The following is a 15,227-nucleotide window of genomic DNA, read 5'->3' as shown; positions in this document are numbered from 1 at the left end:
GCCGTCCACCACGCGGACGGCAAACGGCGCGCAAGTCAGACGGAGGCGGTCGATGGCAACAGTCGCAAAGGTTCTGAGCTCGAAACCCGAACAGACGGTCTATACGATCGCGGACACGGCGCCGGTCTTCGACGCGATCAAGCTGATGGCGGACAAGCACATCGGCGCGGTGATCGTCACGCGCGGCGACGAAATCGTCGGCATCATGACCGAGCGCGACTATGCGCGCAAAGTCGTGCTCATGGACCGCTCGTCGAAAGACACGCCGGTGCGCGACATCATGACTTCGCACGTGCGCTACGTGCGGCCCGACCAGACCACCGACGACTGCATGGCGCTCATGACCGACAAGCGCATGCGCCATTTGCCGGTGATCGACAACGGCAAGCTCGTCGGCATGATCTCCATCGGCGATCTGGTCAAGAACATCATCTCCGAGCAGCAGTTCACCATTCAGCAGCTCGAGTACTACATTCGGGGCGAGCACACGTAAGCGTCCCGCTGTAGACGTCACGCGCGGCGCGCTCCGGTTGTAAGGCTTTCGTTATAATCGGCACGGCTCGCCGGCCGCTCGACGCGTTTCGGCGCACGCAATCATGCGACGAACCGCAAGGAGCGCAGCCGATGACCGTGTCCGCACCCTTGGCCGATGCGTCGGCCGCCGCTCGCGCGCTTGCGCCCGACGCGCCGTTTTTCATCGTGATGAACGCCGGTTCCGGCCGCAGGCAGGCGGACGAAACACGCGCGGCTTTGGCGCGCGAGTTCGGCGCGGCGGGGCGGCGCTTCGATCTGCGCGTGGTCGACAAGCCCCGGCGTCTCGCCGCCGTCGCACGCGAAGCCGCCGAAGAGGCCCGCGCGCAACGCGGTGTGCTCGTCGGCGCGGGCGGCGACGGCACGCTCTGCACGGTCGCCGAAGCGGCGCTGAAAGCGGACGTGCCGTTCGGCGTGCTGCCGCGCGGCACCTTCAACTACTTCAGCCGCGATCACGGCATTCCCGCCGATCTCGACGCCTCCACGAAACTGCTGCTCGACGCGCGCGCCTATCCGGTGCAGGTCGGTTACGTGAACGACCGCATGTTCATCGTCAACGCGAGCCTCGGGCTGTATCCGAAGCTGCTCGAAGACCGCGAAGCCTACAAGCGGCAATTCGGCCGCAGCCGGCTCGTCGCGCTGTGGTCGGCGCTTTTCACGCTATTGCGGCGGCATCGTCATCTGAGGCTGCATATCGAGCATGAGGGACGCACGCGCGAAGTGCGTTCGTCGACACTCTTCGTCGGCAACAACCGGCTCCAGCTCGAACAGATCGGCATGGCCGAGGCGCGCGCAGTGGAACACGGCTTGCTCGTCGCGATTGCGCCGCGACCCATCGGGCGGCTCGCGCATCTGCTTTTGTCACTGCGCGGCGCGGCGGGACGTCTCGCGGATTCGGATCACGTCGAGAGCTTCACTTTCGACAGGATCACGGTGACGCGGCCGTCGCGCGGATTGCGTTCGACGGGCAGACGCCGCGTCAAAGCCGCGACCGACGGCGAAATCGCGTGGCTCGACATGCCGCTCGAATTCCGCGTCTCGGAACGGCCGTTGCTGTTGCTCAAGCCCGAGCCCGCCGTGGCCGAAGCCAATCGCTCATGACCGTATTGCTGCATATTTCCGATCCGCATTTCGGCACCGAGCGGCCCAAAGTCGTCGCGGCGCTCTTGCGTCTTGCCGAAGCCGTGCCGCCCGATGTCGTGATCCTGTCGGGCGACATCACGCAGCGGGCGCGCCGCTATCAATTCGACGAGGCGCGCGCCTTCATGAATACGTTCGGCGCGACGCCCGCCGTGGTCGTGCCGGGCAATCACGATATTCCGCTCTACGATGTGTTCACCCGGCTCGTGCGCCCGTACGCGAACCATCAACGCGCGTTCGGCGAAGAACTGGAGCCGTCGTTCGAATCGCGCGATGTGCTCGTGCTCGGCGTCAACACGACGCGGCCGTATCGCCACAAGGATGGCGAAGTGTCGATGCCGCAAATCCGGCGCGTCGCGGCGCGCCTGGAGGCGGCGAGCGCGGCGCAGTTGCGCGTCGTGGTCACGCATCAGCCGGTGGCGGTCTCGCGCGCGAGCGACGAGACGAACCTGCTGCACGGGCGCGAACGCGCGGTCCCGCGCTGGGCGCGCGCGGGCGCTGATTTGATTCTCGGCGGACATATCCATCTGCCGTACGTGCTGCCGCTGCACGACACGTTCGCCGATCTGCCGCGCCGCATCTGGGCGGTGCAGGCGGGCACGGCGCTGTCGTCGCGCACGCGGGCGACCGTCGGCAATTCCGTGAACGTCATCCGCTATACGTGCAACGCGACCGGGCGGCGCGTGCGCGTGGAACGCTGGGATTACGCGGAGCCGAGCGGCCGCTTCGAACAGCTCGCGAGCCATGATCTCGCGCTCGACAGTGCGCCGCAGGCTGCCGCGCTGACATCGGCCGAATGAAGCGCGCGCCTGAGACAATAGACGCCCGACTGGAGACGCCATGAGTTTCGAACTGACGATGCTGGCCTGGACGCTCGTGCTCGCGCTGGTGCAAGTGCTGCTGCCGGCGCTCTTGCGCAACCGCGAAACCGGCATCCGCTACAACACCGGCCCGCGCGACGGCCCCGCGCCGCCGCCCGGCAAGCTCACCGCGCGTCTGATGCGCGCGCAGTCGAATCTCTTCGAGACGCTGCCGGTCTTCGCGGTCGCCGTGCTGATCGTCCACGTGACCGGGCGCGAGAACCCGCTCACGCACTACGGCGCGCTGGCCTACTTCGTCGCGCGGGTGGTCTATGTGCCGCTGTACGCGGCGGGCGTGCCGTTTTTGCGCTCGCTTGCGTGGCTGGTGTCCGTGGTCGGCATCATTCAGATCCTCGTTCCCATCATTTAGAGAGAAGTGCTCATGAGCGATTCACCGTCGGTCGTCGAAATCGAAACTGCGCCGAATCCCGAATTCGCCGTCATTCTGATGCACGGCCTCGGCGCCGACGCGAACGACTTCGTTCCGCTCGTGCCCGAACTGCGCCTCGCGGATGCGCCCGCCGTGCGCTTCGTCTTCCCGAACGCGCCGGAGATTCCGGTCACGGCGAACAACGGCTACGTGATGCGCGCGTGGTACGACATTCTGTCGTTCGAGGGCATCAACCGGAAGGTGGACGAAGCGGGCATCGAGGCGTCGGTTGAGCGCGTGCGGGCGTTGATCGCCGAGCAGAACGCGCGCGGCATTCCGACCGAGCGCATCTTTATCGCCGGCTTCTCGCAGGGCGGCGCGATGACGTATCACGCCGGTCTCACGCATCCGGAAAAGCTCGCGGGCCTGATCGTGCTGTCGGGCTATATCCCGTCGCCAGGTCTGATCGATGCCTCGATCAGCGAAGGCAACCGCGCCGCGCCGGTGTTCGCCGCGCACGGCAGCTTCGACGACGTGCTCGACGTGCGGCTCGGCGAGGAAGCGTGCGAGTTCGCGCGCGGCCACGGTTGCGCCGTGGACTGGCACGCGTACCCCATGGCGCATACGGTCTGCATGGAAGAAGTCGAAGCGCTGCGGGAGTGGTTCGCGGCGCGGCTCACCGGCCGTTGAACGCGTCCGCCTCGATCATCGACACCATGCCGCGACGCAGTTCGGCCGGGCTCACCGGCTTGCTCAGCACGTCGTGGTCGCAGGCGAGCGGCACGATGGTCGCCGCCGGCTCGCCCGTCACCACGAGGCAAGGGCACGCGCGCCCGAGCTTGCGCGCGCCGAGCATCGCGACTTCGCGGGCGGTCTTCGCATCGCCCAAGCGGTAGTCGGTGATGATGAGATCGGGAAAGCGTTCGATGGTCGCGAGTATCGCTTCGTATTCTTCGAACGTCGCGGCGGAGTCGTAGAGAACGCCCCATTGCGAAAGCAGCGCCTCGGTGGAGGCGCGCACGAGACCGTCGTCTTCCACGAGCAGCACATAGCGCCCGTCCAGTTGCGCCGCTTCCGCGGCTTCTGAGCGCGCCGGCGCGCGCGCGGACGGCTGATCGGGCGACGGCCCGCATAGCGGAATATCCACGGAGAAGCGCGAGCCGCGTCCTTCGGCGGACTTCAGTTCGATGCGGTGTTCGTCGAGCATCGAGATCACCGCATTCACGATCGACAGGCCGAGCCCCAGCCCCTTGTCGCGATCCTGCTCCGGGTTGTCGACCTGAAAGAACGGCTGAAAAATGGCGTCGAAGTAATCGGCCGGTATGCCGATGCCGTTGTCGAGCACGTCGATACGCGCGCGCGTCGGCGAGCGCACCACGCCGACGATCACCGTCGGCTTCGCGCGCTTGGCGGTATCCGCGTACTTGATGCCGTTCGACACCAGATTCGCCACCGCGCGGCCGAGCCAGTGCGCGTCGCTGCGCACGCATACGACCTCGTCTTTCGGCAGGCGCAGGCGCAAGTCCACGCCACGGCTCTTGGCGAACGGGCGCAACTGCTCGGCGGCTTCCTCGACGATCTCGCGGACATCGAAGACGTGATAGCGCGGCACGACGCGCCCCGATTCGAGCCGCGACAAGTCGAGCACGGCGTTCAAGAGGCGCGCGAGAATCACCGACGAGCGCCCGCATTCGTTGATGAGGCGCTCGGCCTGATCGAAGTCCTCGTTGCGAATGGCTTCGGCGGCCGCTTGCAGGAAGAGATTGAGCGCGTGCATCGGCTGCCGCAGGTCGTGTGTCGCGGCGGCGAGGAAGTTGGATTTCTCGCGGCTCGCCGTCTGCGCGGCGATCATCTGCTGTTCGCGCAGCGCGAGCAGCGCGTTGGTCTTCGTCTCCTGATCCTTCTTCGCGATTTCCAGTTCGCGATTCTTGCGTTCCAGCGAGCCGTTCGCGCCGCGCAGTTCGTCGTTGAGCGACGCCAGCGCGCGCTCGGCGAGATACCGTTCCCGCGACACGCGCTCGGCGTGCGCACAGACGCCGTGCCCGACCACCACGACGTTGAACATATAAAAGAGCCCGGCGAAGAAATCCTCCGGGTTGAGCAGCCCGACCGTGATCTGCAGGAAGACGACGGAGGCCATCGTGATGACGCCGACCATCAGCGCGGCGCGCGAACGCAGGTAGAAAAAGCTGAACTGGAAGAAGAGCGCGAGGTACAGGCCGATGAAGTACTGCGTGTAGTTGTACGGCGCGGGCGTGATCGCCACCATCGTCAGGATGAGGCAGAGCAGGCCGTAAATGCCGGTGAGGATGACGCGGTGCGCCGTGGCGTGCGAGCGAAACGACGGCCGCAGCACCAGAAAGCCGACGCAGATCAGGAGCGCGACGCCGGCGAAGCGCAGCGTCAAAATGTCCGCGAGCCGCACGTTGAGCGCCTTGTTGCCGCGCACGAAGCTGAAGTCCCACCACAGAAAGCACGTCCAGATGACGAGCGCGAGCAGCGCCGACGCGCGCCGGAACGCGCAGAACCGCTGGCTGTGGTCTTCGAGGAACTGCGCTTCGAGCGCGGCGTCGGAGAAGGGCGCCGGAATCGACAGGTTGCGCACGAGACTCGCGCCGGCTTCGCGGGCGGCGGCGGTCAGGATTCCTTCGGCGCGCACGGAGGCGGCGCGTGGCGGGACGGCCATCGTCGGGATCTCGAAAGAGCGGTGCAAAAGAGGTTAACTACTTTAGATGAAGGCTGCCATGTGGCAACGCCTTTTTTGCGCGCCGATCTGCTGGCGGGCGGCAAAAAGTGCGGTCTCGCGGATCGAGATTGCTTTTCGGGAGCGCAGAAAGCCGAACGGCGAGCGGACTATGTGCTTGCCGCTCGCCGTTTCGAAGGACAGCCGTGACCGATCCCCGCGCTCGAGCGCGGTACCAGCCGATCACTTACGACTTCGGTTTTGCTTTCGTGGTGCGCTTGCCGACGCTCATTTCCTTCGCGCTCGCGGTCTTCGCGGTGTTCGCTTTGGTGCCGGCGGTTTTCTTGCGGCTCGACATTTCCGTGTCGGCGGGATGGCTCGCTTGAGCCTTACGCGGGGATGGCATGGTGGACCTCCTTCAGTGAGTGTCGAAGCGACACACTGATAACCTTAGGACGCGTGCGGCCGCTATTCAAGCGATCGCGAATCCGAACGCGCCAAATCGCTTCTGAGAGCGAAGCAATTGCACGCGCCGGCGCGGCCGGTTCAGCCGATCAGCTTCAGCCCCGCCGGCAAGGTTTCGCCGAACACGCGGCCTTCGTCGGCGCGATCGAGCGCGACGTTCTCGCTCACCATCGCGATCCACGATTGCGCGGCGCCTTGCGTCGTGAGCCGTTCGATGACGGCGGCGCGCACGTCGTCCGCGATGTCGCGCGAGCGGTCGCCGGTCATGCGCGCGATCTGCACCGCCGCGAACGCCGCGGGCTCGACCTTCTTCCAGTCGAGCGCGAGGATCGCATGGAGCCAGCGCGCGGCGACCTCCGGCGGCACGACGCCATGCGCGCTGCCATAGAACGGCTGCCGCGCGCCGATGCGCCCGACCGCCCACCAGCTTTGCAGATTCTCCGAAGGCTTCTTCAGGCGCGTGAGCAGCCACTCGCCGACCTCGACCTTGCGCTCGACCGGCACGCGTTCGAGCGATGCCGCGAGCCGTACCATGTCCTCGTAGCCCGCGCGCGCCGCGCCTGCCGCGCGTCGATAGCGGCTCGTGCCGGGCGGCTGGAGCACGAAAGCCATGTCGTCCAGCAGACGAAGTTGCGCGGCTTCGTCGAGCCCGCCCGCCGCGCGCCGCCAGAGCGTCCACCATTCCGACCAGATCTGGTTCTCGTTGACGTACTGGATGCCCTGGTCGAAGAGCGTCCACAACTGCTCGACGCGCCATTCGTCGAGCGGATGCCCGAAGCCGGGACGCATCGCATAGCCCGCGAGGTTGAGCCACAGGCGTTCGTGGTCGGCGCTGCGCCGACGCTTCTTCGCCCGGTCCCACAGCGCGCCGAACAATTCGCGCAGCACCACGATGTCCCATGTGTCGCGCGGGCCGAGCGCCTGTTCGAGTTGCGCGCGCAGCCGCTTCACTTCCTTCGGCGCGACGTCCTGCGCGCGCGTGCCGAAGGTGCGATCGATCAGTTCGATGGCCTTCGGCAGCGCCGGATGCGTCTCTCCGGCGGCGGCATCGCCCTTCGGCTCTTCGCGGCGCAGCTGGAATTCAAGCAGCCAGCGTTGCGCGGGATCGTCGGTGGCGATGCAGTGCATCTCCAGCGTGCCGACTTCCGTGAGCGATGTCGTGAGCTGCACCGGCGTCTCGCTCGGCTTGCCGGCGCTCGCGTGGCCGCGCGGATCGACGACCGTCGCGATCGGCGGCAGGCGCACGAAGTCGCCGCCTGCGGCGCTGACATCGGCGATTTCGCCTGCCCGGTACGCGGTATCCGCCACCGACGAGACGAGGTGAAAGCGCACCGGCGCGCCGAGCCGCAGCGCGAAGGTGCGATCGGCGAGGTGGATCGCCTGGCCTTCTTCGGTGCCGCGCGGCAGCACGCAGACGCCGCGCGACGCGTCGCCGTCTTCGTCCAGCAGCAGAAAGTAGCTGCGCGCCGAGCCGCCGCCGATCTTCGGCGCATGGCCCGCGCGCGCGAGCGCATAGGCGACCGCGCCGCGCGCGACGGCCACGTCGGGGTCGTCGTTGGCGAGCACGTGCACAGGCTCGCCGCGCCAGCGGCCGAGCGTGTCGGCGACGCGTCGCGCGAGCGGAGCGGCGCGAAAGACGCCGCCGTTCAGGAGCAGCGTGTCGGGAACGGGAAGGGCGTCATCGGCTTTCGAAGCTTCGCGCAACGCTTCGCGGGAAGGCGTCGCGTGCTGCGCGAGAAACGCCGCGACGTGGCGCGTGATCGCCGGATCGCTCGCATAAGGCAGCCCGAATTCGACGATGCCGGTGCGCGTGCGCCCCGGCCGCTCGTTCTCGGACACGAGCGGAAAGAAGCCCTCGACGATGATCCGTTCGATCTCTTCGCGCGTCACCTCCGCTGAGCGCGCGCCGCCGATCAGCTTCGATCCCGCGCCGAGCAGCGTGATGGACGCCGACGCGGGCGCGTTCTCGCCGAGCAACTGCTCCTTGGCGGCGCGGCACCGCTCGACCAGTTGCGACAGCCGCGCCGCCGACAGCCGTCCGTCGCCGCCCGCGAGCTGCTTCTCGACGAGATGCGCAAGCGCGAGGTCCATGTTGTCGCCGCCGAGCATCAGGTGATTGCCGACGCCGATGCGCGTGAGACGCGGCTCTTCGCCGTCGCCGGCTTCGACCTGAATGAGCGTGAGATCGGTCGTGCCGCCGCCGACGTCGCAGATCAGCACGAGGCGCGTCTTCGCGAGTTCCTCGCCGAGCGTCTCGCGGTGGTGAAAGAGCCAGTCGTAGAACGCGGCCTGCGGTTCTTCGAGAAGCCGCAGCGCGTGAAGCCCGGCCATGCGCGCTGCTTCGACGGTGAGGGCGCGCGCGCCTTCATCGAAGGAAGCGGGCACGGTCAGCACGATGTCCTGCGCTTCGAGCGGCGCGTCGGGGAACTGCTGGTTCCACGCGGCGCGCACGTGCGCGAGATAGCTCGCGCTCGCGGCGACGGGCGAGACCTTGGCGACATCGTCGCTTGCGCCCCACGGCAGGATCGGCGCGACGCGATCCACCGATGCATGCGAAAGCCAGCTTTTCGCGCTCGACACGAGCCGCCCCGGCACCTGCGCGCCGAGATGGCGAGCGAGGCGGCCGATAACCGCAGGCGGCTCGGTCGCCGAAGCCGGCGGCCACGGCAATTGCACGTCACCCGGCGCGAGTTCGCCCAGCGCGGGGTGATACCGCAGCGACGGCAGCAGCGGCTGCGCGGCCACTTCGCCGGGACCGACGAGCTGCTCGACCGGAAACACGCGGATATCGTTCGAGCCGGCCTCCGCATAGGCGACGACGGTATTGCTCGTCCCCAGGTCGATGCCGACGCGATACCGCGCGCCCGACGCCGCCGACGGCTTCTTCTTGCACGCCGACACTTACAGGCCCGCGCCGTGATCCGCGCTTGCGCTGCCGCGCACGTCGAACTCGACCTTCCAGCGTTCCTGCGAGCCGCGCGGGACCGCTTCGAGTTCCAGCGTGCCGGCTTCCGTCACGCGCGCGTGCAGCTTGACCGGCACGACTTCGCCCGGCGTGCGCCCTTCGGACGGCAGCGATGCTTCGATCTCTTCCAGTTCCTGCAATTCGTCCGGCTGCCAGTAATGGAGCAGCGTGCCGACCTGATCCTGCCTGCGCACCGACGAGCCGAAGAAGCGGAAATGCACCGGCTCGCCGACGACGAGCCCGAACTCCTGCGCGGGCAACGCCGCGTCGGTGCCTTCCTCCATGCCGAACGGCGCGACGCAGAGCGCCGACACGGGCGGCTCCAGTCCGGGTACGGCCGGCATGGCCGATTCGACCGCCACGTAATACGCCCGCGCCGTGCCGCCGCGAATGCGCACGCCCTTGCCACGCCGCACGTAGCCGTAATAGGCCGCGCCGCGCGCCACCGCGAGGTCCAGATCCGCGCCTTCGAGCAGCCGCGCGGGCGGCGCGTTCTCGGCGGCGAGCCACGCGTTGAGCGTCGTCATCACGCGCTCGACCAGCAAGTGCGACTTGAACACGCCGCCGTTGAACAGCACGGCGGTGGGATGCAAGAGCGTCGCGCCGGGCGGCACGTCGCGCTGAATGCCCTCGACTTCGGCGAGCGCGTTCACTTGCCGGCCGAGGAACGCGGCCAGATGGCGCGTGACGGCCGCATCCTGCGCATACGGCAGCCCGAGCTGCGTGAGACCGACGCGAGCGCGCGCCACCGGGCGAGCGGACGCGTCCACTTGTGGGAAGAAGCCTTCGAGCAGAATCTGCGTGAGCTCGGCGCGCGTGAGTTCGGTGCGCAGCGATCCGCCGATCAGCTTCGAACCGCGGCTCGGCACGACGAGCGGCACGGTGTCGGTGTTCGGATCGGAGAGCAGCGTTTCCTTGGCCGACCGGCACGCGTAGGTCAGCGCGCGCAACTGCCACGGATCGGGCTGCGTGCCTTGAGTGGCGAGCTTGCGAGCGACGACGTGCGCGAGCGCCAGGTCCATGTTGTCGCCGCCGAGCAGAATGTGCTCGCCGACCGCCACGCGATGCAGTTCGAGATTGCCTTCGCGCTCGACCACCGCGATCAGCGACAAGTCGGTCGTGCCGCCGCCGACATCGACGACGAGAATCACGTCGCCCACCTTGACCTGCTTGCGCCAGCCGCCGCCCGACTTCTGAATCCAGCTATAGAGCGCCGCTTGCGGTTCTTCGAGCAGCGTCATGCGCGCGTAGCCCGCGGCGGTCGCCGCTTCGGCCGTGAGCTCGCGGGCGGCGGGATCGAACGACGCGGGGATCGTCACCGTGACGTCCTGCTGATCGAACGGCGCGTCCGGATGCGCGTGGTTCCAAGCCTCGCGCAAATGCGTCAGATAGCGCACCGAGCTTTCCAGCGGCGACACGCGTTCGACTTCCTCGGGCGCATCGGCCGGAAGGATCGCGGCGCGCCGGTCCACGCCGGGGTGGCACAGCCAGCTTTTCGCGCTCGACACGAGCCGGATGGGCGTGCCCGCGCCGCGGCTGCGCGCCAGTTCGCCGACGATGAAGGGCCGCTCCTGCGTCCACGGCAGCGTCAGGTCGCCGGGCGCGAGTTCGTTCGGATGCGGCAAGTAGAGGAACGACGGCAGCAGATCGCGCTCCTCGGCGGCGCCGGGCGCGGTCAACTGGGCGATGGACAGCACGCCCTGCGCGGTCTTCTCGCCGTCGCTCGCGGACAAGTCCACGTACGACAGCGCGCAATGCGTCGTGCCGAGATCGACGCCGATCGAATAGCGCGGCGTGTTTTGCTGGTCGAAGTCGCTCATAGCTCCACCTCCGCCGGGGCGACGATGCTCGCGTCATGCGTCTCGGCGAGCTTCGGCAGGCGCGTTGCCTCGACCTTCCATCCGCGATGGCTGATGCTGCCGTTGAACGGCGGCTTGCCGACGACGTTGCCCGTGAGACGCACGGCGCTTGCGTCGAAGCCGTCCGGCAGCGTGATGCGGCTGCCTTCCGCTTCGCTGCGCACCGGCTTGATGGTGAAGTGCTCGCGCAGCACGGCGCGGCAGCCGTCGTGCACGAGGCGCGCGGCCGCGCCGATGTCGGCGTCGCTGTAGTTGGCGATGTCTTCTTCGACGAAGTCGATGAAGCGGGCGTCGCGCTGAAGCAGGCCCAGCAACTGGAGCGCGGCGACCGGGCTCGCTTCCCTCAGTGGCGAGGGCGCGGGTGCTGCCGGGGCAACCGGCGCTGCGGCGGGCGCGGGCGTCTTGATGGGTGCCTCGGGTGCTTGGGGCGCGTCGCCCGCTTCGCGCAGACGCTGCACGCGGCCGGCGAACGCGCTGTTGCCGAGGATGCCGAAAAACGCGCCGAAGGCGATGGATAGCCGCCCGAGAAAGGACGGATTCATGTCGGTCATGGATGATGCTCCTGTAGGCCGCGTTCGAGGACGACCTCATCCTCGGGCGGCGCGGGTGGCCGAGTTCGGTGGCTGACCGGCCGCAAAGGGCCGGTCGCCGTGGATGCTGCGTCGGCGCGACATGCATCGCGCGCCGGTGCGACGAGCGCAGGAAACGCCGGGGCGTTCGTGCCTCATCCCGTTATTGTCCATGAAGTTGCGGATCACGCGGGAAAACATCCTCGCGGGCGGGTTTGGGCTGGCCGCTCGTCGGGGCGTCGCGCGTGGCGGCGGCGCTCATTCTCGGGATTTGCGGGGGTAAGTCAAGGCGGGGCGGGTGCGTTGGCGCGGGGCGTATTGCTGAAGCGTCGAGTTTTCGCGGCCGGGCGGCGAGTCGGGGCAAGTCCGGGGCTGGGTCCGGGTGCGAGGTTGAGTTAGAGGGCAAGTCCACGCGCAAGCTCAGATCCTAACCGGAGCCGCGAGCCCAGCCCCGAGCGGTGGCACGGAGCCTCGGCTCGCAAGCTGCCACTCGCAGACCGCAACCCGTGAGCCGAAGCCGCAAGCACAAGCCGATGCGGCCGCGCGAAGCATCCACGAAGTTTATTGAGCCAAGCGCAATCGCTGGCGTGGCATTACACAAGCAGCGCGACGACACCATCTAAACGGCGATGCAATCACAGCACCGGCGAGTGATCATCCAGTCGAACGAGGCGGGGCGGGGCCGAAGCACGCACGCCGATCGCCCAACGCGGTCCATTCACCGATTCTTGTGTACTGCGCTATCTCCGGCGCGATCGGCGCCGCCTCAGGCTTTCACATCGAAGCCGGCGACATACGCCACCGGATCGCCGGCATCCCACACGCGGCCATCGCAGAGGGTCGCGGCTTGCCCTTCCGCAGGGATCGGCACGCCCGAAGCGCCCGCCGCCTCGCGATACAGAGCCGTCTGATTCACGGCCGCCGCAACGGCTGAGTCGTCGCCCTCGGCGGTGAGCATGCCCCATCGACGATACTGCGTGATGAACCACAAGCCCTCCGAGGCGCGCGGATAGTTGACCGCGCCGTCATCGAAGAAGCGCACCGGCGCGATGCCGTGCCGCGCGCCCAGCCGCGCTTCGATCAACTCGCGCGGCACGCCCAGCAAGTCCGACGAAGCGAGTTCTTGCGCGATCTCCGCGCGGTGCTCGGGTCGGTCAACCCAGGCGCATGCATCGAGCATCGTGCGCACCAGCGCACGCGCGGTATTCGGATAGAGGGCGACGAAATCGCGCCGGCAGGCAAGCACCTTCTCCGGATGATCCGGCCAAATCTCGCTGGTATGGACGACCGTGCGTCCCGCGCCGCGCGCTTCGGCGACGCCATGCCACGGCTCGCCCGCGCAGAAGCCGTCGAGCGTGCCTTCGGCGAGCGCCTCCGCCATGCGCGGCGGCGGAATCACCACACTGCGCACGTCGCGCAACGGATGCACACCGTTCGCCGCGAGCCAGTAGTAGAGCCACATGGCATGCGTGCCGGTCGGGAACGTCTGTGCGATAACCGGCACGCGACCCAGCGATGCCAGCGCGTCCTTCACGCTTGCCCCTTGGCGGATCGCGTCGGCAATCGGGTTCGACAGCGTGATCGCCTGTCCGTTGCGATTGAGCACCATGAGCACGGCCATGTCGGCCTGCGGCCCGCCGATGCCGAGTTGCACGCCATACACGAGCCCGTACAGCGCGTGCGCCGCGTCCAGTTCGCCCGACAAAAGCTTGTCGCGCACGACGGCCCACGACGGCTGCCGGCATAGCTCGATCTCGATGCCGTGGCGCTGTCCCATCTCGCGCAGCGCGGCGGCGGCGAGCGGCGCGGCGTCGCTGAGCGCGACGAAGCCGAGCCGCAGATGCGTGCGTTCGGGCGCGTGCGTGGCGGATGAAGCGGATATAGGCGAATTCATGACGTGATAAGGAGTACTGTCTAACCGAGCAGGTCGGCCACCGAAAGAAGCTGGCGGGCGATTTCCGCGACTTTCACGCCCTGATCCATCGCGCGTTTGCGCAGCGTGGCGTAAGCGTCGTTTTCCGACATGCCGCGCCGTTCCATCAGCAGACGCTTCGCGCGGTCGATGAGCTTGCGCTGCGCGAGTTCGTTCTCGACTTGTTCCAGCCGCAGCCGCAGCCGCGCTTCGTGAGCGAAGCGCGCGAGCGCGACCTCGATGATCGGCGCGAGCCGCTCCGGCGCGAGGCCCTCGACCGAGTAGGCCGTCACGCCCGCACCGACGGCAGCGCGGATGAACTGCTGATCCGCGTCGTTGCTGAACATCAGCACGGGGCGCGGCGCGGCCTGGTTCATCACCGCGAGTTGTTCGAGCGTGTCGCGCGAAGGGGAGTCCGTGTCGATGATGACGACATCCGGCTTCTGGCTCTCGACGGCCGCGTGCAGCTTGGCCGGCGCGGCGACCTCGGCGAGCATCTCATAGCCCATGCGGGCGAGCTGATCGCGAAGATCGCCGATGGGCTTGTCGGTGTCGGTGACGAGTAGGACGCGAAGCATCTGTTGAGCGGAAGCGGTGTTCGAGGTATCGGTGGATTCGACTCTAACGCACGACGCCACGAGCGAAAACCTGGCCGGATGGCATAGGCCGCATGACGGCGTCGCTCAGGCCGCGTGAGCGAAACCGGGCTCGCGACGCATGGCAAACTCGACCGCTTCGCCGATCGCTCCGCCCACCAAGATCACAGCCGGGCTGCCGAGTCCGGCTGCCGCAGCATCAGTGGCGAGGCGATCGAGCGTGGTCACGAGCCGCTTCTCATGCGCCGAGCCCGCGTGCTGCACGACCGCCGCCGGCGTGCTGGCCGGCAGCGCATCGAGCAGCGTCGCCGCGATACTCGCAATGCGGCTCATGCCCATGTAGATGGCGAGCGTCATGCCGGTGGCCGCGAGCGCGCGCCAGTCGGGCTCGCCGTGGTCCTGCATGTGCGCGGTCACGAAGGTCACGCCCTGACAATGATCCCGATGCGTGAGCGACATGCCGAGACTCGCCGCCGCAGCAAAGCCTGACGACACTCCGTTCACGATATCCACCGGAATGCCCGCGCCGCGCAGCGCGGTCAGCTCCTCGCCTGCGCGACCGAACAACAAGGCGTCGCCGCCCTTCACGCGCACGACGTGCAGGCCTTTCTTCGCGTAACGCTGCATGAGGCGCTCGATGAACGCTTGCGGCGTGGACTTGCAGCCGCCGCGCTTTCCCACGCGAATCACGCGAGCGCGCGGTGCGAGCGTGACGATGTCCTGATTCGCGAGGTCGTCGAGCAGCAGGATGTCCGCTGCGGCAAGCACGTTGGCGGCGCGGATGGTCAAGAGATCGAGGTCGCCGGGTCCTGCGCTCAGCAGCGTGACTTTGCCTGGGTTGTTCGCGCGAGTGGTGCTCATGTTGGGTCCTGTATCGCATGTTGCTGGATTCGGCGCGGCGAACGCGAAAAGCGTCCGCTCGTGTCGGGCACGAGGGACGCCGTTGTCCGTGGTTCGCAGTCGGTGCGTTCGATCCTTCAATACTCATGCGCCACAGCGTCGTTGCCGCGGCGCTCTTTCCAATGCAATAAGCGGGCCATTTTCTTCGTGGATGCCATCCGCCACGCGGAAGTCGCGTGAACAGTGGAGATAAGCGTGCGCTAACCGGATCGTTCACGCGGATCACGAATGAGCCCTTCGCACGCGATGAGTGCTGCGTCGCACCATCGCTGTGCCGGCGTGCATCCGAATGCGACGCGGGCCGAATGCACGCAACGAGTGCGCGCCGCGCTCGAAGCCTTATGCCACAAGCGAAAGCGGACGATGCGACGCGCATG

General features: G+C 67.7%; 13 protein-coding genes. 5 read left to right on the top strand and 8 right to left on the bottom strand.

Annotation, left to right across the window (positions count from 1 at the left end; genetic code table 11):
* The first annotated feature begins 52 nt into the window (after nucleotides 1–52).
* The 5 genes from NCR35_RS17280 to NCR35_RS17260 all read left to right on the top strand — a co-directional run bounded on the left by NCR35_RS17280 (nucleotide 53) and on the right by NCR35_RS17260 (nucleotide 3,591).
* Nucleotides 53–493, top strand: coding sequence for a CBS domain-containing protein (locus tag NCR35_RS17280; protein WP_175941349.1), 441 nt, complete (start codon nucleotides 53–55; stop codon nucleotides 491–493).
* A gap of 131 nt (nucleotides 494–624) precedes the next feature.
* On the top strand, nucleotides 625–1,632 hold the full coding sequence (locus NCR35_RS17275) for a diacylglycerol/lipid kinase family protein (protein WP_250535314.1): 1,008 nt from the start codon (nucleotides 625–627) through the stop codon (nucleotides 1,630–1,632).
* Nucleotides 1,629–2,471 (top strand): metallophosphoesterase family protein, encoded by an 843-nt coding sequence (locus NCR35_RS17270; protein ID WP_250535313.1) that lies wholly within the window; start codon nucleotides 1,629–1,631, stop codon nucleotides 2,469–2,471. The genes NCR35_RS17275 and NCR35_RS17270 overlap by 4 nt, the downstream gene beginning before the upstream one ends.
* 40 nt (nucleotides 2,472–2,511) lie before the next feature.
* The gene (locus NCR35_RS17265; protein WP_248322510.1) at nucleotides 2,512–2,901 is read left to right on the top strand and encodes an MAPEG family protein; all 390 of its coding nucleotides are present in this window, start codon (nucleotides 2,512–2,514) and stop codon (nucleotides 2,899–2,901) included.
* A gap of 12 nt (nucleotides 2,902–2,913) precedes the next feature.
* On the top strand, nucleotides 2,914–3,591 hold the full coding sequence (locus NCR35_RS17260; RefSeq protein ID WP_250535312.1) for an alpha/beta hydrolase: 678 nt from the start codon (nucleotides 2,914–2,916) through the stop codon (nucleotides 3,589–3,591).
* Here the strand turns inward: NCR35_RS17260 and NCR35_RS17255 are convergent.
* The 8 genes from NCR35_RS17255 to cobA form a co-directional block, all read right to left on the bottom strand.
* On the bottom strand, nucleotides 3,578–5,587 hold the full coding sequence (locus tag NCR35_RS17255; RefSeq protein WP_250535311.1) for an ATP-binding response regulator: 2,010 nt from the start codon (nucleotides 5,585–5,587) through the stop codon (nucleotides 3,578–3,580). The two genes, NCR35_RS17260 and NCR35_RS17255, sit on opposite strands and share 14 nt — an antisense overlap.
* A 244-nt stretch (nucleotides 5,588–5,831) precedes the next feature.
* Nucleotides 5,832–5,990, bottom strand: coding sequence for a hypothetical protein (locus NCR35_RS17250; RefSeq protein ID WP_175941360.1), 159 nt, complete (start codon nucleotides 5,988–5,990; stop codon nucleotides 5,832–5,834).
* A gap of 140 nt (nucleotides 5,991–6,130) precedes the next feature.
* A complete protein-coding gene (locus NCR35_RS17245; RefSeq protein ID WP_250535310.1) occupies nucleotides 6,131–8,950 on the bottom strand; it encodes an Hsp70 family protein in 2,820 nt (939 codons plus the stop codon).
* A complete protein-coding gene (locus tag NCR35_RS17240) occupies nucleotides 8,951–10,834 on the bottom strand; it encodes an Hsp70 family protein (protein WP_250535309.1) in 1,884 nt (627 codons plus the stop codon). It lies immediately after the preceding gene.
* Nucleotides 10,831–11,424 carry a DUF2760 domain-containing protein gene (locus NCR35_RS17235; protein WP_250535308.1) on the bottom strand — a complete coding sequence of 198 codons (594 nt, stop codon included), beginning with the start codon at nucleotides 11,422–11,424 and terminating at the stop codon, nucleotides 10,831–10,833. The genes NCR35_RS17240 and NCR35_RS17235 overlap by 4 nt, the downstream gene beginning before the upstream one ends.
* A gap of 784 nt (nucleotides 11,425–12,208) precedes the next feature.
* The gene (locus NCR35_RS17230; RefSeq protein ID WP_250535307.1) at nucleotides 12,209–13,336 is read right to left on the bottom strand and encodes a CmpA/NrtA family ABC transporter substrate-binding protein; all 1,128 of its coding nucleotides are present in this window, start codon (nucleotides 13,334–13,336) and stop codon (nucleotides 12,209–12,211) included.
* Nucleotides 13,337–13,356: 20 nt separating this feature from the next.
* Entirely contained in the window at nucleotides 13,357–13,932 is a 576-nt protein-coding gene (locus NCR35_RS17225) for an ANTAR domain-containing response regulator (protein ID WP_175941369.1), read from the bottom strand.
* 105 nt (nucleotides 13,933–14,037) lie between these two features.
* Nucleotides 14,038–14,811: a uroporphyrinogen-III C-methyltransferase gene (cobA, locus tag NCR35_RS17220; RefSeq protein WP_250535306.1), complete on the bottom strand. Its 774-nt coding sequence runs from the start codon at nucleotides 14,809–14,811 to the stop codon at nucleotides 14,038–14,040.
* Between the last annotated feature and the right edge of the window lie 416 nt (nucleotides 14,812–15,227).

Source organism: Caballeronia sp. AZ10_KS36 (assembly GCF_023631105.1).
Classification (GTDB): Bacteria; Pseudomonadota; Gammaproteobacteria; order Burkholderiales; family Burkholderiaceae; genus Caballeronia.
Note: the sequence above shows the minus strand (reverse complement) of the source record. Positions and strands in the feature narration are given on the sequence as shown.

Bases quoted from the DNA above. Each gene is read 5' to 3' on its own strand.
- NCR35_RS17280 (WP_175941349.1), top strand. From the start codon at position 53: ATGGCAACAGTCGCAAAGGTTCTGAGCTCGAAACCCGAACAGACGGTC.
- NCR35_RS17275 (WP_250535314.1), top strand. From the start codon at position 625: ATGACCGTGTCCGCACCCTTGGCCGATGCGTCGGCCGCCGCTCGCGCG.
- NCR35_RS17270 (WP_250535313.1), top strand. From the start codon at position 1,629: ATGACCGTATTGCTGCATATTTCCGATCCGCATTTCGGCACCGAGCGG.
- NCR35_RS17265 (WP_248322510.1), top strand. From the start codon at position 2,512: ATGAGTTTCGAACTGACGATGCTGGCCTGGACGCTCGTGCTCGCGCTG.
- NCR35_RS17260 (WP_250535312.1), top strand. From the start codon at position 2,914: ATGAGCGATTCACCGTCGGTCGTCGAAATCGAAACTGCGCCGAATCCC.
- NCR35_RS17255 (WP_250535311.1), bottom strand. From the start codon at position 5,587: ATGGCCGTCCCGCCACGCGCCGCCTCCGTGCGCGCCGAAGGAATCCTG.
- NCR35_RS17250 (WP_175941360.1), bottom strand. From the start codon at position 5,990: ATGCCATCCCCGCGTAAGGCTCAAGCGAGCCATCCCGCCGACACGGAA.
- NCR35_RS17240 (WP_250535309.1), bottom strand. From the start codon at position 10,834: ATGAGCGACTTCGACCAGCAAAACACGCCGCGCTATTCGATCGGCGTC.
- NCR35_RS17235 (WP_250535308.1), bottom strand. From the start codon at position 11,424: ATGACCGACATGAATCCGTCCTTTCTCGGGCGGCTATCCATCGCCTTC.
- NCR35_RS17230 (WP_250535307.1), bottom strand. From the start codon at position 13,336: ATGAATTCGCCTATATCCGCTTCATCCGCCACGCACGCGCCCGAACGC.
- NCR35_RS17225 (WP_175941369.1), bottom strand. From the start codon at position 13,932: ATGCTTCGCGTCCTACTCGTCACCGACACCGACAAGCCCATCGGCGAT.
- cobA (WP_250535306.1), bottom strand. From the start codon at position 14,811: ATGAGCACCACTCGCGCGAACAACCCAGGCAAAGTCACGCTGCTGAGC.